We start from the raw sequence: 17,833 nt of genomic DNA on the forward strand, positions 1-17,833 counted from the left end.
GTCGCGGACTGGAGCGGGTCGTGCCGGCGCAGCTCATCCGACCACGTCCGGCAGATCCCCCGGATCGGCGCCGGGCAGCCAGGTGAGCGTCTGACCGGCCAACCGGCGGAAGTCGGGATCGGCGTCCTTCGCCGCGAGTTCGGTCAGCAGGGCGCGGACCTGGTCGTCCTCGCCGTACCGCGTCCCGAGCACCAGGACCGCGGCGGCGCGGACCGACCAGTCCTGGTCGTGCAGTCGGGTGACGAACAACTGGCGTACCTCGGTGTGCCCGGCGAGCCGCTCGCCGAGCACCCGCAGCACGTCCCGGCGGACCTGGACGTCGGAGTCGTGCTCGGCCTTGTGGATCAGCAACTCCCGGACGCTGCGGTCGGTGCCGAACCGGTCGCCGAGGATCCGTACCGCGGCGCTGCGGATGGTCGGGTCGGTGCTGTCGGCCCGGGCGACGAGGGCCTCGTACTGTTCGACGTCGGTGCCGAGATGGCTGGCCAGCGCGCCGGCGGCCTCGCGGACGAGTTCGGCGTCGGGGTCGACGCGCACCCGCTCCAGCAGCAGCTCCCGGACGCCGGGCCCGGCGTTGAACCGCGCCACCAGCATCCGCACCGCGGCCAACCGGACCCGGGCGTTGCTGTCGTCGTGCAACCGCCGGGCCAGCAGCCGGTGGGCCCGCTGCGGTGACCCGGCGCGACCGAGCACCGCGGTCGCCGCGTGCTCGAAGACCCGGGCGTCCGGGTCGCGGCGGGCCCGGTCCAGCAGTACGGCGTGCGCGTCCCCGTGCGCCTGCGCGTGCGGGATGAGCGCGGTCACCGCCGCCAACCGGACGGCGGCGTCGTTGTCGGCGCGGGCGCGTTCGACGACCGCGGCCCGGATGTCCGGATCCGTGCCGACGCATTCGGCGAGGGCCCGCACCGCGGCCAGCCGGACGTCGGCGGCGGGGTCCTGCCGGGACAGCTCGGTCAGCACGGCGCACACGTCCGGATCCATGCCCACCCGCTCGACCAGTGACCGGACCGCCGCCAGCCGGATCTCCGGGTTACCGTCGTCGCGGGCCAGCCCGGTCAGCGCCGCGCCGACCGCCGGATCGACCCCGACCTGCTCGGTGAGTGCCCGGGTGACGTCCAGCCGCAGGCCGGCGTCGCCGTCCCGACCGGCCGCGGCGATCAGCAGCCGCACCATCGGCTCGTCCCGAGCGAAGCACTGGATCAGGGTCTGCAGGGCGGCCCGCCGGGACGAGGGTTCCGGGTCCTCCCGGGCGCGCTTCTCCAGCAGCGCGCGCACCTCGGAGCCGTCGATGTCGGGCCGGCCGTCCGGACCGGACCGGTCGATCAGCGCCTGGGCCGCGGCGCGCAGCACCAGCGCGTCCCGGTCGTCGCGCAGCCGTTCGAGCAGCAGGTCGCGTACCACCGGGTCGTCGGACAGCCGTTCGCCGAGGACGCGCACCGCGGCCCGGCGCGGCACCGCCTCGGGATCCTGCCGGGCCCGGGTGGTCGGCACGTCGGAGTTCCGGCGGGCCCGGGTGATCAGCGCCTCGCGGACCTGGGCGTCGGCCGGGAAGCGGTCCACCAACGCGTACGCCGCGCTGCGCAGCACCTCGGCGTCCTGGTCGGTGCGGAGCCGGTCGAGCAGCAGGTCCCGCAGGTCCGGCTCGGCGCCGAGCCGCTCGCCGAGGGCCTGGACGGCGGCCCGGCGCACCGGCGGGTGAGTGTCGCCGCGGGCCCGCTCGCGGAGCAGTTCGGGCACGCCGGGCTCGTCCCGGAACCGCTCGCCCAGGGCCCGGACGGCGGTCAGTCGGACCCCCGGGTGCCCGTCCTGGGCGGCCCGTTCCACGAGCAGGTCGCGCACCCGGTGGTCGTCGCCGAACCGTTCGCCGAGGGCCTGCACCGCGGCGAGTCGTACCCCGGCGTGGAGGTCGTCCCGGGCCCGCTTGACCAGCCGGAGCCGGGCCCGGGTGGCGGCGGCCAGGTGCGCGTTGCTGTCCGCCACGGCCGTCGCCACCTGGGCCAGCTCGGCCAGCCCGGCGACCGAGGCGTACGAGGCGGTGTTGGCGTCCATCGAACCGAGCACCTCGTCGAACAGGTCGTCGATGCGTTCGGCGGGGGCGGACAGCATGGCGGCGAGCCGGGCCGCGTACGTGGACACCGGGCTCCACACCACCCGGACACCCCGCCGGCGGTACCAGGACAGGTAGACCTCCCGCCCGGGCCAGTTCGGGCCGATCGCCTTGGCGGCCGGCAGGATCTCGTCCTCGATCAGCGCGGCGGTCTCCCGGTCGTCGATCGCCACGCAGTGCTCCAGCAGCAGGACCAGCCGCCGCAGCAGTGCCTCGGCCGGCGCGGCCACCGCGTGGATGTCGCGGACCTCGGCGAGGCACTGCACGGCCAGCGCCAGGTTCCACGGCGGGGGCGCGAAGCCGGCCGGTGGCCAGGGCTGGTTGACCTCGGCGGTCAGCAGTTCGATCACCTTCGCCGTGTGCCGGGCGTGCATCGCCCCGGCCAGCAGCCGGAGCACCTCCCGCCAGGACACGTCGGCCCAGTGCCGGCGGTACAGGTCGGTGATCTCGTCGAAGGTGAGCACCTGGTCGTGCTGGAACCGGGTCAGGATCGCGTCGGCGCAGAAGAACTCGAGGAAGGTGCGGTGCACGAAGCCGTGCACGTGCGGGCCGTACCGGCTAAGGATGAAGTTGCGCTCGCGGAACTGCCCGATCATCGACAGCGCGACGGCCCGGGCGGTGGCCGGGTCGCGCTGGTAGCGCTCCATCAGGTACTGCTCGAAGACCTCGCTCAGTTCCTCGGTCGGTACGTAGTTGACGGTCAGTCCGCGTTCGTTGGCCTGCATCCGGTAGGCGAGCCGGCGCAGCAACTCCTTCTTGTCCTCGGTGTCGAGGAAGGCCAGTTGGGTGTTGTTGTGCTTGCGCAGGTGCCGGTTCACGTCCCAGTGCTCGACCAGCACCGTCGCGGCGTGGTCGTAGAGGCGCCACCGTTCCTGCGGCAACGCCTGGTGGTTGCCGATGATCGCCAGGATGGTCAGCAGCAGCGGGTTGCCGGCCAGTTCCCGGATCGCGTACGAGTGCCGCATCGCGTCCAGCAGTCGGGCCCGCCCCTGCTCCGCCTCGGCCGGGTGACCCGGCCGGGCCGACCGGTACCAGCCGGCCAGGAAGTCACCGGCCTGCTGGTCGTCCAGGTCCTGCAGGGTGAAGTGGTCGAACCCGGCGTCGGTCAGGATCCTGCGCGCGTAGCCGATGGTCCGGGAGGTGACCACCACCCGGGCCTGCGGGAAGTCGGCCGCGAAGTTGACGATCTCGCAGGCCACGTCCTCGCGCTGGCGCGGGTCGAAGACCTCGTCCAGTCCGTCGAAGATCGCGACGACCCGGCCCGCGGTGAGCTGTCGCAGCAGCGCCGCCCGCTCCACCCCCAGCCCGTCGGAGGCGGCGTGCCGGTCCAGGTAGTCCAGGAACCCCGCGCACCGGCCGTCGGCCACGGCGGTGACGTACGACCGCAGCTCGATCAGCAGGGGCAGGTGGTCGGCCAGGTGGGCGAGCCGCTCGTGCGGCCGGTCCTCGGTGAGGGACAGCGCCAGGTGCCGGGCGATTGTCGACTTGCCCGAACCCGGGTCGCCGAGCAGCACGACCGTCCGGCGCTCCGGATCGGTCAGCACGTCGAAGACCCGCTGCAGCGGTTTCGCCCGGTACGACTCGTTCAGCTGCACCAGCTCCGCCGGGTCCACCTCGTCCGGCACGTCGTCGCTGCCGATCGCGCCGTGCGCCTGCATCCGGCGCCGCCACTCCCGGGGCAGCTCGGCCGGCGGCGGGTCCTCCCGTACGGACGGCTCCACGAAGACCGAACCGAGTTCGATCTGCAGGTACTCGTCGTTCGGGGCGGGCGTCAGCGCGTCCAGGTCCAGCATCCCGTAGTGCTGGCGCAGCCGGCCGAAGTAGTGCTTGATGGTGTCGCTGAACGGCTGCGGGAGCGGGGCCGGGCGGAGGTTCTCGGCCAGGTACATGGCGACCGCGGCGGTCACCCGGGCGGCGAGGTCGGTCGGGTCGGCGAAGATGCTGCAGGTGTGCCGGGCGGCCAACTCGGCCCGCAGGGACTCGATCCGGTCGGCGTCCACGCCCCGGTCGACGGAGCTGCGCGGCCAGGGGGCGTCCTCGTCGAGCAGGAAGATCAGGCAGTGCTTGCCGTCGGCCAACGCGCGCCGGTACTCCAACTCGGTGATCGACTTGTCGTATCCGGCCGGCACGAAACCGTACCGCCACGCGAATATTCCGACGTAGACATCGCATTCTGAAACATCCGCAAGGCATCGTTCCAGCGGGCGTCTATCCTCGGCGACATAGGATTCCATCGCCACGTCATCGACCCGTAACCGGCGCAGCGCGAGCTGCACGGCGGCGCGACATTCCTGGAGATCCCGGAATGTGGCCGATACGTAGACCTTGGTCACGGCGGCTCCTCGCGGCGTGAGCGGCACGTGGCGCAACCGTACCAATGGGATGCAAGAATTGATGTCGTCCATTGACCCGATCGGGCTCGCCGAGCGGGTCACCTTCCACCGCCGGTCCGCCGTGGTCGATGACTCAACGGGTGTCGGTTTGCGCTGCCCCATGATGATGAGATGAAATCGTCGGATCGGCGTGGTTGCCTGTCAGGCGCCCACCGGCGGTGGAGTTCGACGTTGCGGGAGGCGCCGCCATGCTGACCTTGGGTGAGGTCCACACCGGATTGCTGCAGAACTCGACCTCACTTTCCCTGGACCGCACCGCCGACCTGCTCGACCTGTTGGTGGGCCAGCGGGTCCGACGGTCCGAGCGACCGATCGCGTACGCCGTGTCGCCGGACGAGATGACCGGCGTCGACTGCCGGCTGCCGACCGCCTCGGGTCGGGCCAACCGCGGCGTGGGCACCGTCGTCTCGCACGCCGCCGTGACCGGTGGGCACGTGCTGCAGGGATCCACCTACACCCGGGTCGACCGGGCCCCGAGCAACCGCCGACTGGCCTGGTCGCACTACCTGTCCCGACCGGGCCAGGTGGAGACCATCGGCAAGGTCGACGCCCGGGACGTGTGCCAGGGCTTCCTCGGCCCCGCGCCGCAGAGCCAGACGCTCAACCTCGGCGCGATCAGCGCCCGGGTGGTGGACGGGGTGCAACGCTCACCGCTGCTCGACCGGCGACCGCCGTTCCGGACCCGGCGGACCAAGCTGCGCTGGTCCGTCCTGCCGGCACCGGACGAGACGGCGGAGCCGCGCGGCACCTTCCGGGTCGAGTCGGACACCCTGCGCACCCTCGAACTGACCGCACCGGCCGGTGACGTACAGGCAATCGTGGAGCTGTGCGAGGACCTGGCCCTGCACGACTGGCTGCTCACCACCCTGCTGTCGCTGATGGAGGCGAGCCTGACCGGCACCGGCACCCGGGCGCAGAAGGTGCACCGGCTGCGTCCGGCGATCGACTGCCTGCTGCACCTGTGGATGCCCGCGGCCCGGCTGGACGAGTCGGTGCTCTCGGTGTGGCAGGCGCTGGAACGCCGGCCCGGGTTCACCCGGCAGTGGCAGTCGTCCGTCGACCGGATCCGCGACCAGGTCACCCTCAGCACCATCGCCCTGCTGGAGGCCCCGGTCCGCTGACCGCTGGCCCGCCCGGGGGCCGTCAGGCGGTCCCGACCGCCAGCGTCGTTCCGGGTACGGCCAGCCGTACCGCGTCGGCCGTCACCTCGCTGATCTGGTCGGCCTCGACGTAGCAATCGGGCCCGGACCGGTCGCCGGTGAGCCTGAGGTAGCCGGTGCGCAGCAGCCGGGCGGCCAGGTCGGCCGGGACGGCCGGCTCGTCGCCCTCCTCGGTGTGCGGGACCTTCCCGGCGAGTACGCCGTCGCCGTCCGACGGTTCCTGCGCGACGACCGCGTTCGGGTCGCCCGACCGGACGGCGGTCACGGTGCCGACCTCGGCGCCGGTCGCGTCGATCACCCGCATGCCGGGGGCGATCCGGTCGAGGAGGACAGGGCCGTTCGGGACGTCTGGCTGCATATCGGGCCGGTTCCCGGAACCGGTCGGCGCTAAACGCGGCCACCGGGCGACCCACCGGACAACTCCCGCCAGTTGTCCGGGCCGGTGAGCAGGGCGCGCACCGCGTCGTAGGCGGCGTCCTCGGTGTCGTACTCGGCGAACCGGGAGATCCCCTCGGCGCCGCCGGTCCGTCGCTCCACGTGCCAGCGGTCGCCGTCGGCGCGCAGGAAGACGTCCCGCCGGGCGAGTCGCCCCCACTTGCCGTTCCACCAGTGTTTGCGCTGCTCCATGCCGGGACTCTATCGAACATACGTTCGATGATGGATGCCCACCGGTGGACCGGCGACGGCCGTCGATCCGCCGGTGGTCGGCGGGATCGACGGCCGTCGGGCGTTCCGATCGGTACGCCCCGAGGGGGTCGGCGCGGGCCGGTCGGCCCGTGCCGAGGGGGTCGGCGCGGGCCGGGGCTCAGCGGGTCCGGGCTCAGCGGGTCCGGGGGTCGGTGCCGCGCGGGTACTCCTGGCCGGTCAGCCGGTCCAGCGCGCCGCGGTGCTGTTCCGGTACCCGGCCGGCGCCGGCGACCAGCGCGTCCCGGATCTCGGTGAGCAGCTTGACCTCCTCGCTGGGCGCCGCGGGCGGCGGCTCCTCGCCCCGCTTACGCCGCTCGGCCAGCTTGTTCATCGGGTACACGACCAGGAAGTAGAGCACCGCCGCGGTCAGCAGAAAGGTGATCAAGGCGTTGAGGAACGCGCCCCAATCCACGTAGTTGTCGGTGCCCAGCTTGATCCGCCCCCCGACGTGGTTGCCGTCGGCCCCGACGAGCTTGATGACCGGCTGCAGAAACGCATTCGTGAACGCGGTGACCACTGTCGTGAACGCGGCGCCGATGACGATGCCGACCGCGAGGTCGACGACGTTGCCGCGCATGATGAAGTCTTTGAAGCCCTTGAGCATTCGTCCTCCAGCGATGTCCGGGTTGTTACCGCGGCACCCTATTCCCCGGAGGTCGACTCCAGAAAAGTACCGGCCTCGTCGGCCGCCCGGGCCGGGTCGCCGGCCCGGATCGCCGCGATCAGGCGGGTGTGGTCGACGTACCGGTCGGGCCGCAGGTCACCGCCGACCGCCTGGGCCACGGTGGCCCGCATGGCGGTGCCGACCGAGGCGTACAACTCGGCCAGCATGGCGTTGTGCGCGGCCGCGACGATCGTGCTGTGCAGGACCGCGTCGGCCTCGACGAAGTCGGCGGCCCGGCCGGACCGCCAGGCGGCCTCCCGGTCGGCGAGCGCGCGGTCCAGCGCCGCCAGGTCCGCGGGCGTACGCCGGGCGGCCGCCAGCCGGGCGGCCTCCACCTCGAACGCCCGCCGGACCTCGACCACCTCGGCCAGCCGGGCGGCCGGGAACTGCCGGGCGACGGCGCCCGCGAGTTCGTCCGTGGAGATCACGTACGTGCCGGAGCCCTGCCGGCACTCCAGCACCCCGGCGTGCACCAGCGCGCGGACCGCCTCGCGGACCGTGTTGCGGCCCACGCCGAGCGCCTCGACCAACTGCGGCTCGGTGGGAATCTTGCTGCCGAGCGGCCAGGAGCCGTCCTCGATCGCGGCCCGGAGCCGGTCGATGGTCTGCCGGATGCGGGTCCGCCGTGGCGCGGCCGGCGCGGAATCGAAGGCCGGTGTCATCCGTTACACCACCCGTCCGGAAATCATCCCATGATTGTAGGGTCGACGACATGACGCCGCCAACCGCCACCTACGCCGCACCGGCCGACGCCGCGGCACCCCGCACCCCGGTGGTACGCGGCGGCTTCCTGGTCCTCGCCGCGATCCTGCTGATCGCGCTGAACCTGCGGATCGCCATCACCAGCCTCGGTCCGCTGCTCGACGAGGTACGTACCGGTCTGCGACTGTCCGGCACCACGGCCGGCCTGGTCACCACCCTCCCGACGATCGCCTTCGCCGGGTTCGGCGCGTTGACCCCGGCCCTGGTCCGCCGGTTCACGCCGGCCCGGGTGCTGGTGGTCGCGATGGCCGCGCTCGCCGCCGGACAGCTGCTGCGGGTGCTCACCGGTTCGTCGCTGGTCTTCCTGATCACCAGTGCGCTGGCGCTGGCCGGGATCGCGGTGGCCAACGTGCTGCTGCCGATGCTGGTCAAGTACCACTACCCGGACCGGGCCGGGGTGCTCACCGGGGCGTACATCATGACCCTGACGGTGGGCAGCACGGCCGCCGCGGCGGCCGCCGTACCGGTGGCGCACGCCTTCGGGTCCTGGCGGGTCGGCCTCGGCGTCTGGGCGCTGGTCGCGGCGGTGGCGGTGCTTCCGCTGGTCCCGCTGGCGCTGCGCTGGCGCGGCGCCGGCGCGCCGGCCGGCGGCCCGGTGCCGGCCGGCGCGGGCCGGGTACGCCCGGCCCGGACCCGGCTGGGCTGGGCGATGGCCCTCTACTTCGGAGCCCAGTCGCTGAGCGGGTACGCGATCATGGGTTGGCTGGCGCAACTGTTCCGGGACGCCGGCTACCGGCCGGCGACCGCCGGTCTGCTGCTGGCCGGGGTGACCGCGCTGGGTGTCCCGATCGCCCTGGTGATGCCGACCCTGGCGACCCGGCTGCGGACGCTGCGGCCGTTGGTGCTGACGCTGGCCGGCGCGATGGCGGTGGCCTACGTCGGGCTGGCCCTCGCCCCGTACGGCGGCGCACTGCTCTGGGTCGCGCTGGCGGCGGTGGGCCAGGGCGCCTTCCCGATGATCCTGGCGACGATCGGCCTGCGCGCCCGCACCCCGCAGGGCACCGTGGCGCTCTCCGCGTTCGCCCAGAGCACCGGTTACGTCATCGCCGCCCTCGGGCCGCTGCTGGTCGGGGTGCTGCACGACGCGACCGGGGGGTGGCTCGCCCCGATCGGCTTCCTGCTCGGCGCGCTGGCCGTGCAGACCCTCGCCGGGCTGGTCATCGCCCGGCCCCGGTTCATCGAGGACGAGCGGTAGTGCCGGGTCCCGGTCACGGGACTCGCCGGGCGCCGGCCGTCCCACCGCACCACCCCGCCGGCGGCGGGAACCGATGACGGCGGGGCGGTGCGGAACGGAGTCAGTTGGCGGCCGGGCTCGGCTCGCCCGCCACGGCCTGGTCGACGGTGGGGTAGGTCTGCAGCACCTCGACCAGACCGCTCACCTCCAGGATGCGCAGCACGCCGCGCTGCGGCGCGGCGAGCCGGACCACCCCGCCGGCCTCGTCGCAGCTGTTCTTCGCTCGGACGAAGACGGACAACCCGGTGGAATCGCAGAACGACACCTCGGCCAGGTCGAAAACCAGCCGGTTGCGGCCCTTTTCCAGCAGATCCGTGATCTGATCCTGCAACTGGGGCGCGGTGGCCATGTCGAGTTCGCCCGCGACCGACACGACGACCACGTCGCCGCGTTGTTCGGTGTGCACCGTCAAAGACATTCGGGACCTCCTGGTATCGGACGAACGGTACCCGACCGTTGGCCGGCGACGCAGGACCACCGACGGTCGGCGATGACCGGGATCATGTCGTTGCCTACCGGCAACTAACTATGGTTGAGCGGTGATAGAGTCCGCCCGGTCCGGGCCCAGGGAGGTAGCAAGTGGCGCTTAACGCAGACGACAGCACCAGGCTGGCTGAACTGCTCGAACAGCACTCCGAACAGATCCTTGTCCGGTGGACCGAGTTGGCCACCGAATCGTTGCGGGGCCGGCTGAGTCAGACCGAATTGCGGCGTCAGGTGCAGGAACTGTACAACGCCCTGCTGGCGGCCGCCCGGTCCGGCGCGCAGAACGGCCGGCTGGACCTCGACGGCGAGGGCGGTCAGGAACTCCGGGCGGTGCTCGCCGAGCTGTCCCGCAGCCAGGCCCGGCAGGGCTTCAGCGCCACCGAGACGGCGGTCGGGGTGTTCGCGCTCAAGGAGGCCCTGCGCGGCACGATGGTGGCCCGCGGCGAGGAGGCCCAGGCGCTGGCCGACTTCGTGACCTTCTCCCCGTTGATCGACCAGTTGGGGCTGTTCACCTTCGAGAGCTACGCCCGGGCCCGCGAGGAGTTGATCGCCGACCAGGCCGAGCAACTGCTCGAACTCTCCACCCCGGTGGTCAAGCTCTGGGAGGGCGTGGTCGCGGTGCCGTTGGTCGGCACCCTCGACTCGGCCCGGGCCCAGGTCGTCATGGAGCGGCTGCTGCAGACGCTGGTGGACACCGGCTCGCCGCACGCGATCATCGACATCACCGGCGTACCGGCGGTGGACACCCAGGTCGCGCAGCACATTCTCAAGACCGTGGTGGCGGCCCGGCTGATGGGTGCGGACTGCATCATCTCCGGCATCCGGCCGCAGATCGCCCAGACCATCGTGGCGCTCGGCATCGAGTTCGGCGACATCGTCACCAAGGCCAGTCTGGCCGACGCGCTGCGGCACGTGCTGCGGCTCAACGGCCTGGAAGCCGCCGCCCGCCGGTCGCACCGCCGGGAGTCCTGATGGAGCGGGTGCCGGTCCTGAAGATCGGCGACATCCTGCTCGTCTCCATCCAGGTCGACATGGAGGACCAGACCGCCCTGCAACTGCAGGAGGATCTCGCCGAGCGGATCGTGGCGACCGGTTGCCATGGCGTGATCATCGACATCACGGCGCTGGACATCGTCGACTCGTTCGTCGGGCGGATGCTCTCCACGATCGCCTCGATCTCCAAGGTCCTCGACGCGGAGACCGTGGTCGTCGGGATGCGTCCGGCGGTCGCGATCACGCTTGTGGAACTGGGCCTTTCGCTCAACGGCATCCGGACCGCCCTGAACGTCGAGCGGGGGATGGAACTGATCGCGGCGGCCAGGGACGACGACGAGGAGCCGGACGACGATCTCGACGCCGGCGAGTCCGAGCGGGTGGCGGCGTCGCCGTGACGGCCGGCCTGGACCTCGGGCGCCCACAGACCCAGGCGATCGCCAGCGACGAGGACGTGGTCCGGGTCCGGCAGTTGGTGCGTACGGTCGCCGTCGCGGTCAAGCTGTCGCTGGTGGATCAGACGAAGCTCGTGACGGCCGCCAGCGAGCTGGCCCGCAACACGCTGGTCTACGGCGGCGGCGGATCGGTGGAGGTGGGCCTCGTCGACAACGGCCGGCGCCGGGGCGTCCGGATCGTCTTCGCCGACGAGGGGCCGGGCATCGCCGACCTCGACCTCGCCCTGACCGACGGTTACACCACCGGCGGTGGACTCGGACTCGGCCTCAGCGGGGCGCGTAGGCTGGTCGACGAGTTCGACATCGAGACTGCGGTGGGCCGTGGCACCCGCGTCACGGTGACCAAATGGTCCCGATGAGCGGAGCTGACGCGTGATCGACGGAATCGGTGACGACGGCCTCTGGTTCCGGATCGAGACCACCAGCGCGGCCGCCGCTGCCCGTCGGGGCGCCGAGCGGCTCGCCGCCCAACTGCAGTTGGGCGAGCAGCGCACCGCCGACCTCGCCATCGTGGTCGCCGAGCTGACCAGCAATCTGGTCAAGCACGCCGACGAGGGCGTCCTGCTGCTCCGGCCGGTACGCGCCGAGGGACAGGCCGGAGTCGAGTTGATTGCCATCGACGCCGGGCCCGGGATGGCGGACCTGGTCGGTTCGAGTCGGGACGGGCACTCCACCGCCGGCACCCTGGGCATCGGGCTCGGCGCGATCGTTCGGCAGGCCAGCTGGTTCGACGCCCACTCCGTACCCGGTCGCGGGACGGTGCTGGTGGTCCAGGTCTGGCCCGCCGGTCGGCAGCCGGCACCCGGCTGGGCGGGCGGGCTGGTCCGCCCGTTGACCGGCGAGACGGTCAGCGGGGACGGTTTCGCCGTCCGGATCCGGGACGGCCGCCACCAGTTGCTGGTCTGTGACGGCCTGGGCCACGGCCCGCTGGCCGCCGCCGCGACCCGGGCCGCCGTGCAGGCGTTCCACACCGCGCCGGCGGCGCCACCCGCGGCGATCGTCGAGCACCTGCACCGGTCGCTGACCCACACCCGCGGTGCCGCGCTGGCGGTGGCCGAACTCGACCGGTCGGCCGGAATCGTGCGCTACTGCGGGCTGGGCAACATCGCCGGCGCCCTGGTCGACGAGGCGGGTGGCCGGCGGGGTTTCGTCTCCCTGCCCGGCATCGCTGGCCACCAGCGCCGGACGGTCCGGGAGTACGACTACCCGTTCGACCCGGGGAGCATCGTGGTGATGCACTCCGACGGGGTGGCCGACCGGTGGCAGCTGGCGAACTACCCCGGCCTGTCGAGCCGGGCGCCGCTGGTGTTGGCCGCGGCCGTCCTGCGGGACGCCGGCGTCCGTCGCGACGACGCCTGTGTGCTCGCCGCCCGGGCGGCCTGAATGGCCCGGTCCCAACCCGAACCGCGTGCCGCGTCGTCCGTGCCGTCGACCCCCGTCGACGACGGTTCGGCGGGCCCGGCGGCCGGACCGGATCAGCCGGCCGCCGCCGACGCCCTGCTGCTGCAGATGGCGCTGCGGGTCGAACATGACATCTTCGTGGTCCGGCAGCGAGGCCGCGAGGTGGCGCTCGCCGTGGGCCTGGAGAACCAGGACCAGATCCGGATCGCCACCGCGCTGAGTGAGGTCGCCCGCTACCTGCTCGGTCGGGTGGGTGGGGCGGACGTCACCTTCCTGGCCCCGCCCGCCACCGCGGGGTGCGGGCCGGTTTTGCGGATCGACCTGACCGCGCTGGGCGCCGTCCCGGCCGACGAACTACGGCACGGCCAGTCGGTGCCGGTGGGCCGGTTGGTGGACTCCCTGGACGTCGACGACCGCGGGGCGGCTACGGTCGTACGGATGTCCCGACGCATTCCTCCGGGCGCCGAGCCGCTGGACAACGACCGGCTCCGGCGGATCCGGGCCGACCTCGCCGCCAACTCGCCCGGCACGCCGCTGGACGAGCTGGCGCTGCAGAACCAGCAGTTGATCACGGCGCTGGACGAGGTCCGGACCCAGCGGGACGAACTCGCCGTGCTCAACGACGAGCTGGCGGAGACCAACCGTGGCGTCATGGCGCTGTACGGGCAACTGTCCGAGGAACTCGAAGAGACCAACCGCGGCGTGGTAGCGCTGTACGCCGAACTCGACGAGAAGTCGGCGCAGTTGCGGGCGGCCAGCGAGGCGAAGAGCCGGTTCCTGGCCAACGTCAGCCATGAGCTGCGGGCGCCCGTCACCGCGATCCTGGGGCTGGCCCGGCTGATCACCGACTCCGGCTCCGATCCGCTCACCGAGGAACAGAGCCGGCAGGTCGAACTGATCCGGACGTCCGCGGCCGACCTGCTCTCCCTGGTCAACGACCTGCTCGACCTGGCCAAGGCCGAGTCGGGCCGGTTGGAGCCGAGCTGGGACGAGGTGGACCTGCGGGTGGTGTTCGGTCAACTGCGCGGCACCCTGCGGGCGCTGGCCACCAGCGCGAAGGTCGAGCTGGTGGTGGAGGAGCCGCCGCAACCCGCGACGATCCGGTCCGACGAGGTGCTGCTCTCCCAGGTGCTGCGCAACCTGCTGCACAACGGGCTCAAGTTCACCGAGAGCGGCGAGGTCCGGATGCGGGCCGAGCGGCTGGCCGACGGCTGGCGGCTGATCGTCTCGGACACCGGGCCGGGCATCCCGCACGAGCTGCAGAACCGGATCTTCGAGGAGTTCTACCAACTTCCCGGCACCCGGAGCCGGGGGACCGGGCTCGGCCTGTCGTACGCCCGCCGGCTGGCGACGTTGCTCGGCGGCTCACTCGAACTGACCAGTGAACCCGGCCGGGGCAGTACGTTCGTCGTGACACTGCCTACGCACGGGGGCTGACCGTGGAGTTCGACCCGGCGACGATCCTGGTGGTCGACGACAGCGCCACCAAGCGCTATCTCCTGGTCAACTGGCTGACCCGGGCCGGCTTCCGGGTGACCGAGGCGGAGACCGGCGGCGAGGCGCTGGAACGGGTCGGCACCGAGCAGGTGGACCTGGTGGTGCTCGACGTCCGGCTGCCGGACATGAACGGCTTCGAGGTGTGCGGGCGGATCAAGTCCGCCCATCCGGCGACACCGGTGATCCACGTCTCCGCGCACGCCGTCGACGTGGTGGACCGGGCACAGGGGCTGACCGGCGGGGCCGACGCCTACCTGACCGAGCCGATCGAGCCGGAGGAGCTGGTCGCCACCGCGCACGCCGTGCTGCGCTACTACCGGGCCCGGCAGCGCGCCGAGTTGCTCGCCGACCGGCTCGCGATGCTGGCCGACACCACCATGGCGGTCACCACCGCGCCCAGCTTCGGCCGGTTGTTGGTGGCCGCCGCAGCGGGCGGGGCCCGGATCTTCAGATCGCCGGTCGCGGTGATCGCGGAGACGTTCGACGGCGAGTGCATCGCCGGTGTCGCCAGCGGCCCGGAGGGCACCCCGACGACCCGACCCTGGGTGGTCGACGACACCGGGGTCCCGGTCGGGTCCACCGTCCGGGTCGACCCGGCGAGCGAGTGGCAGGTCCTCGACTGGGGCGCCGAGGAGCGGGTCACGGTCGCCGCCGCCCGGTTGCGTCCGGACCGGGCGCCGCTCTACGTCGTGGTCCCGGAGAGCGGTCAGACCCCGGGTACGCCGGTGCTGATCCAGCTGGCCCAGGCGGTCGCCGCCGCGGTCGAGGCGCAGCGGTCGTACGACGAGGAGCACCGGATCGCGGTGACCCTGCAACGCAGCCTGCTGCCCCGGCGGATCCCCCGGATCAACGGGCTGGACCTCGCCGTGCGGTACGAACCGGCCAGCGCGCAGACCGAGATCGGTGGCGACTTCTACGAGCTGGTGGTGCTCGACGGTCACCTGCTGGTGGCGATCGGCGACGTGGCCGGGCACTCGCTGCACGCCGCCACGGTGATGGCCGAGATCCGGCACGCGCTGCGGGCGTACGCCGTCGAGGGGCACCAACCGGGCGAGATGCTGGACCGGGTCGACGTCCTGATGCGGACCCTGCTACCGGGCGAGTTCGCGACGATCTGCGTGCTGCTGCTGGATCCGCGCACCGGGCGGGCCCGGCTGGCCAGCGCGGGGCATCTGCCGCCGCTGGTCAACGTCGACGGCCGGGTCGACCGGCTGCGGCACCGGGCCCCACTGCTCGGCGTGCGGGCGGACCGGCCGGCGGATCTGGAGTTCGTCCTGCCCCCGGGCGGGACCCTGGTGCTCTACACCGACGGACTGATCGAGCGCCGGGACTCGGACATCGACGCCGGCCTGGCGGCGCTGACCACCGCGGTCCGGCACGTCGAGGACGACCTGGACCAGTTCTGTGCACGGCTGCTGGTCGAGCTGGCCCCGGACGAGATCCAGGACGACGTCGCGGTGCTGGCGCTGCGCCGCCGCTGAGACCGCGGTGCGATACTGCTCGCCGTGTCCGTCGACGCCCTGACCATCCGCGACCTCCGCGTGGCGTACGGGTCGCACGTCGTCTTCGACGGCTTCGAGCTGGACGTCCCGGTCGGCGCGGTGCTCTGCGCCACGGGTGAGAACGGCACCGGCAAGTCCACCCTGCTGCGCTGTGTCGCCGGCCTGCAGAAGCCGGACGGCGGCGCGGTCCGGGTCTTCGGTCGCCCGCCCGGCCGGACGGCGGCGTTCTGGCGGTCGGTGGCCAGCACCGTCGAGAATCCGAGCTGGTACCACGGTCTGACCGTGCGGGAGCACGCCGAGCTGATCCGGCTGGCCAACGGCGTCGACCCGGGCGACGGGGAGATCGACCGGCTGTTCGAGGTGCTCGGCCTGACCACGGTCGCCGACAGCGCACCGCTGAACCTCTCCTCCGGGCAGCGGCAGCGCCTGCTGCTGGCCGCCGTGCTGGTCCGGCCCAGCCGGCTGTTGATCCTCGACGAGCCCGAGCAACGGCTGGACCCGGCGGTCAAGCCGGTGGTCGCCGGGCTGCTCCGGTCGTACGTCGAGGGCGGCGGCACGCTGGTGATGGCCAGCCACGATCCGGCGTTCGCCGACGCCGTCGGCGGTGAACGGTTGTCGCTGTGACCGTCCGTGCCGCCGACGCGCGGGCGGCCGGCTCCGCCGACGGCGGCCGCGACGTCCCGGCGGCACGCGCGCGCCGGTGGATCCACCAGCGGCGGCTGGCCGCCGGCGGGCGGCGCGTCTCCTGGAGTTCGCTGTACGTCACGGCGCTGACCGTGACCGTCACGGTGGGCATCTTCGGGCAGCGGCTGCTCGGGGTGACCTGGCCCGCGCGCCCGGTCCCGCTGACCGGACCGGAGGGCGCGGCGGGACTGGCCCGGCTGGCGTTGATCGGCCTGGCGGCCTATCTGCTGCTGCGCCGGACCGGGCCGCTGGCGATCAGCCGGGCGCATCTGACCTGGTTGTTCCTGGCCCCGGTCTCCCGGCGCGGGCTGCTGCTGCCCGGCCTGCTCGGCGTGGTCGCGGTCGGGGCGACGGTGGGTGGGGTACTGGCGGTGGCGGCGGTGGGTCGTTCGGCCGACCGGCCGATCGGGGCCGACACGTGGTGGGCGGCGGTGCCGTTCGGCGTCTGCTGCGGCGCGCTCGCCGGCCTGGTCGCGGTCGCCGGCCAGCGCCGGGCCCTGGTCGGCCGGATCGCCGACCTGGTGGCGGCCGGGTGCGCCGTGCCGCTGGTCGCGACGGCGGTCGGTGCCTGGCACCCCGGGCCGCTGCTCGTGGCGCTGACCGGTCGGTTGCCGATACTTGCGGTGGTGACGCTGGTGGCTGCCGTCGGGCTGCTCGCCGGCTCGGTACGGATGGTGGCCGGGTTCCCGAGCCACCGGGTGCACGACGCGTCGGCACTGCGCGGCTCGCTGCTGGACGCGGCGGTGTCGGCGGAGCCGACCTTCCTGGTCGACCTGGCCGCCGACCGGTCCTGGCGACACCGGGTGCTGCGGTCGGCGCCGATCCGGCGGGTGGCCGGGTTGCCGGTGTCGTTCGGGCCCGACCTGCTGGTGCTGCGCCGCCGACCGGCCCGGCTGGGCTGGCTGGCGGTCGCGGCGCTGGCGCCCGCGGTCCTGGCCGCCGGGCCGAGGTGGCTGCTGGTGACCGGGCTGCTGGCCGGCGCGCTGTTCGCGGCGGAGACCACCCTGGACGCGGCCGGGCGGGACAGCGGGAACCCGGCGTTGCTGCGGCTGCTCGGGTTGACCGGCCGGCAGGCGTTGGCCGGCCGGCTGGTGGTCCCGGTGCTGCTGGCCGCGGCCTGGACGGCCGGGGCGCTGGCCGTGCCGGCGCTGCTGGGCCAGTTGCCGTCGGGTCCGTGGTGGGCGCTGGGGCTCGCGCTGGGACCGACCGCCGCGGTCGCGGCCCTCCGCCGGTCCCGGACCGGGTACGTCCGGCACGACCTGATGCCGATCGAGACGCCGATGGGCAGTCTCGCCACCGGGCCGCTGCTCTGGTTGCTGGCCGGCGTCGACCTGCTGGTGCTGCTCAGCGTGCCGACGCTGCTGGTGCTGTTCGGCGGCTCGACGCCGAGTTGGGCGACGGTGCTCACCCAGGCGGTGCTGGCCACCGCCGGCCTGGTCACCTACCTGGTGACCAGCACCGACCGGCTGGACAGCCGGCTGTCAACTACCCGCCCATGAAGTGGGTGGGCTTGTGGGTCTCTTCCCCCGCTGGCTGCGGGGTTAGGCCACGTGTGGTCGGTTGACTGCGCCCCAGCTCTCGATACCGCGTTGGGCGATGTTGAGGGCTGCGTTGTGGTCGGCGTGGGCAACGACCCCGCACGACCGGCAGGTGAAGGTTTCCTGGTCGGGGCGGTTGCGCCTGTCGCGGTGTCCGCACCGGTTGCAGGTTTGGGAGGTGTACCGGGGATCCACCTGGACCAGTGGTATGCCGGCTCGGCGGGCTTTGTAGGTCAGGAAGGTGCCGAGTTGGTGGAACGACCATGAGTG

At 73.0% G+C, this 17,833-nt stretch carries 17 protein-coding genes; 10 read left to right on the top strand and 7 right to left on the bottom strand.

Annotated elements, in window-relative coordinates; all coding sequences use genetic code 11:
• Positions 1 to 33: 33 nt before the first annotated feature.
• Complete coding sequence (locus tag ACFOX0_RS30065; protein ID WP_377552328.1) at positions 34 to 4,602, bottom strand: HEAT repeat domain-containing protein; 4,569 nt, start codon at positions 4,600 to 4,602, stop codon at positions 34 to 36.
• Between the two features lie 86 nt (positions 4,603 to 4,688).
• Between ACFOX0_RS30065 and ACFOX0_RS30070 the strand changes: the two genes are divergently transcribed.
• Complete coding sequence (locus tag ACFOX0_RS30070; RefSeq protein ID WP_377552329.1) at positions 4,689 to 5,621, top strand: SCO2521 family protein; 933 nt, start codon at positions 4,689 to 4,691, stop codon at positions 5,619 to 5,621.
• Between the two features lie 22 nt (positions 5,622 to 5,643).
• Here the strand turns inward: ACFOX0_RS30070 and ACFOX0_RS30075 are convergent, their stop codons facing one another.
• The 4 genes from ACFOX0_RS30075 to ACFOX0_RS30090 all read right to left on the bottom strand — a co-directional run bounded on the left by ACFOX0_RS30075 (position 5,644) and on the right by ACFOX0_RS30090 (position 7,673).
• Complete coding sequence (locus tag ACFOX0_RS30075) at positions 5,644 to 6,018, bottom strand: hypothetical protein (protein WP_377552331.1); 375 nt, start codon at positions 6,016 to 6,018, stop codon at positions 5,644 to 5,646.
• 29 nt (positions 6,019 to 6,047) lie between these two features.
• Positions 6,048 to 6,287: a hypothetical protein gene (locus tag ACFOX0_RS30080; protein WP_377552332.1), complete on the bottom strand. Its 240-nt coding sequence runs from the start codon at positions 6,285 to 6,287 to the stop codon at positions 6,048 to 6,050.
• A 193-nt stretch (positions 6,288 to 6,480) separates the two neighbouring features.
• A complete protein-coding gene (gene mscL / locus ACFOX0_RS30085) occupies positions 6,481 to 6,951 on the bottom strand; it encodes a large conductance mechanosensitive channel protein MscL (RefSeq protein WP_377552334.1) in 471 nt (156 codons plus the stop codon).
• A 38-nt stretch (positions 6,952 to 6,989) separates the two neighbouring features.
• Positions 6,990 to 7,673: a FadR/GntR family transcriptional regulator gene (locus tag ACFOX0_RS30090; RefSeq protein ID WP_377552336.1), complete on the bottom strand. Its 684-nt coding sequence runs from the start codon at positions 7,671 to 7,673 to the stop codon at positions 6,990 to 6,992.
• A gap of 50 nt (positions 7,674 to 7,723) precedes the next feature.
• Here ACFOX0_RS30090 and ACFOX0_RS30095 point away from each other — a divergent pair, with 50 nt between their 5' ends.
• Entirely contained in the window at positions 7,724 to 8,968 is a 1,245-nt protein-coding gene (locus tag ACFOX0_RS30095) for an MFS transporter (protein ID WP_377552338.1), read from the top strand.
• 100 nt (positions 8,969 to 9,068) lie between these two features.
• Here ACFOX0_RS30095 and ACFOX0_RS30100 read toward each other — a convergent pair whose 3' ends face one another.
• The gene (locus ACFOX0_RS30100; protein ID WP_377552340.1) at positions 9,069 to 9,425 is read right to left on the bottom strand and encodes an STAS domain-containing protein; all 357 of its coding nucleotides are present in this window, start codon (positions 9,423 to 9,425) and stop codon (positions 9,069 to 9,071) included.
• Positions 9,426 to 9,586: 161 nt separating this feature from the next.
• On the opposite strand from ACFOX0_RS30100, the gene ACFOX0_RS30105 reads away from it, so the two are divergent.
• The 8 genes from ACFOX0_RS30105 to ACFOX0_RS30140 all read left to right on the top strand — a co-directional run bounded on the left by ACFOX0_RS30105 (position 9,587) and on the right by ACFOX0_RS30140 (position 17,524).
• The gene (locus ACFOX0_RS30105) at positions 9,587 to 10,465 is read left to right on the top strand and encodes an STAS domain-containing protein (protein WP_377552342.1); all 879 of its coding nucleotides are present in this window, start codon (positions 9,587 to 9,589) and stop codon (positions 10,463 to 10,465) included.
• Positions 10,465 to 10,884 carry an STAS domain-containing protein gene (locus ACFOX0_RS30110; protein WP_377552344.1) on the top strand — a complete coding sequence of 140 codons (420 nt, stop codon included), beginning with the start codon at positions 10,465 to 10,467 and terminating at the stop codon, positions 10,882 to 10,884. The genes ACFOX0_RS30105 and ACFOX0_RS30110 overlap by 1 nt, the downstream gene beginning before the upstream one ends.
• Positions 10,881 to 11,300 carry an ATP-binding protein gene (locus tag ACFOX0_RS30115; protein WP_377552346.1) on the top strand — a complete coding sequence of 140 codons (420 nt, stop codon included), beginning with the start codon at positions 10,881 to 10,883 and terminating at the stop codon, positions 11,298 to 11,300. Before ACFOX0_RS30110 ends, ACFOX0_RS30115 begins: the two co-directional genes overlap by 4 nt.
• Before the next feature lie 13 nt (positions 11,301 to 11,313).
• The gene (locus tag ACFOX0_RS30120) at positions 11,314 to 12,324 is read left to right on the top strand and encodes a SpoIIE family protein phosphatase (RefSeq protein ID WP_377552348.1); all 1,011 of its coding nucleotides are present in this window, start codon (positions 11,314 to 11,316) and stop codon (positions 12,322 to 12,324) included.
• Between the two features lie 126 nt (positions 12,325 to 12,450).
• Positions 12,451 to 13,779, top strand: coding sequence for an ATP-binding protein (locus ACFOX0_RS30125; protein ID WP_377552354.1), 1,329 nt, complete (start codon positions 12,451 to 12,453; stop codon positions 13,777 to 13,779).
• On the top strand, positions 13,776 to 15,320 hold the full coding sequence (locus ACFOX0_RS30130; protein WP_377552356.1) for a SpoIIE family protein phosphatase: 1,545 nt from the start codon (positions 13,776 to 13,778) through the stop codon (positions 15,318 to 15,320). Before ACFOX0_RS30125 ends, ACFOX0_RS30130 begins: the two co-directional genes overlap by 4 nt.
• A gap of 15 nt (positions 15,321 to 15,335) precedes the next feature.
• Positions 15,336 to 15,965: an ABC transporter ATP-binding protein gene (locus ACFOX0_RS30135; RefSeq protein WP_377552358.1), complete on the top strand. Its 630-nt coding sequence runs from the start codon at positions 15,336 to 15,338 to the stop codon at positions 15,963 to 15,965.
• On the top strand, positions 15,962 to 17,524 hold the full coding sequence (locus ACFOX0_RS30140) for a DUF6297 family protein (protein ID WP_377552350.1): 1,563 nt from the start codon (positions 15,962 to 15,964) through the stop codon (positions 17,522 to 17,524). The genes ACFOX0_RS30135 and ACFOX0_RS30140 overlap by 4 nt, the downstream gene beginning before the upstream one ends.
• Positions 17,525 to 17,566: 42 nt before the next feature.
• Here the strand turns inward: ACFOX0_RS30140 and ACFOX0_RS30145 are convergent.
• Positions 17,567 to 17,833 (bottom strand): RNA-guided endonuclease InsQ/TnpB family protein (locus ACFOX0_RS30145; protein WP_377552352.1); only part of this gene is annotated, 267 nt, incomplete at its 5' end.

This window comes from Micromonospora zhanjiangensis (genome assembly GCF_042650605.1).
Classification (GTDB): domain Bacteria; phylum Actinomycetota; class Actinomycetes; order Mycobacteriales; family Micromonosporaceae; genus Micromonospora_J; species Micromonospora_J zhanjiangensis.

Excerpts from the sequence above, each read along its gene's own strand:
- ACFOX0_RS30125 (WP_377552354.1), top strand. The coding sequence starts at position 12,451 with ATGGCGCTGCGGGTCGAACATGACATCTTCGTGGTCCGGCAGCGAGGC.
- ACFOX0_RS30080 (WP_377552332.1), bottom strand. The coding sequence starts at position 6,287 with ATGGAGCAGCGCAAACACTGGTGGAACGGCAAGTGGGGGCGACTCGCC.
- mscL (WP_377552334.1), bottom strand. The coding sequence starts at position 6,951 with ATGCTCAAGGGCTTCAAAGACTTCATCATGCGCGGCAACGTCGTCGAC.
- ACFOX0_RS30075 (WP_377552331.1), bottom strand. The coding sequence starts at position 6,018 with ATGCAGCCAGACGTCCCGAACGGCCCTGTCCTCCTCGACCGGATCGCC.
- ACFOX0_RS30110 (WP_377552344.1), top strand. The coding sequence starts at position 10,465 with ATGGAGCGGGTGCCGGTCCTGAAGATCGGCGACATCCTGCTCGTCTCC.
- ACFOX0_RS30070 (WP_377552329.1), top strand. The coding sequence starts at position 4,689 with ATGCTGACCTTGGGTGAGGTCCACACCGGATTGCTGCAGAACTCGACC.
- ACFOX0_RS30100 (WP_377552340.1), bottom strand. The coding sequence starts at position 9,425 with ATGTCTTTGACGGTGCACACCGAACAACGCGGCGACGTGGTCGTCGTG.
- ACFOX0_RS30090 (WP_377552336.1), bottom strand. The coding sequence starts at position 7,673 with ATGACACCGGCCTTCGATTCCGCGCCGGCCGCGCCACGGCGGACCCGC.
- ACFOX0_RS30065 (WP_377552328.1), bottom strand. The coding sequence starts at position 4,602 with ATGGGGCAGCGCAAACCGACACCCGTTGAGTCATCGACCACGGCGGAC.
- ACFOX0_RS30095 (WP_377552338.1), top strand. The coding sequence starts at position 7,724 with ATGACGCCGCCAACCGCCACCTACGCCGCACCGGCCGACGCCGCGGCA.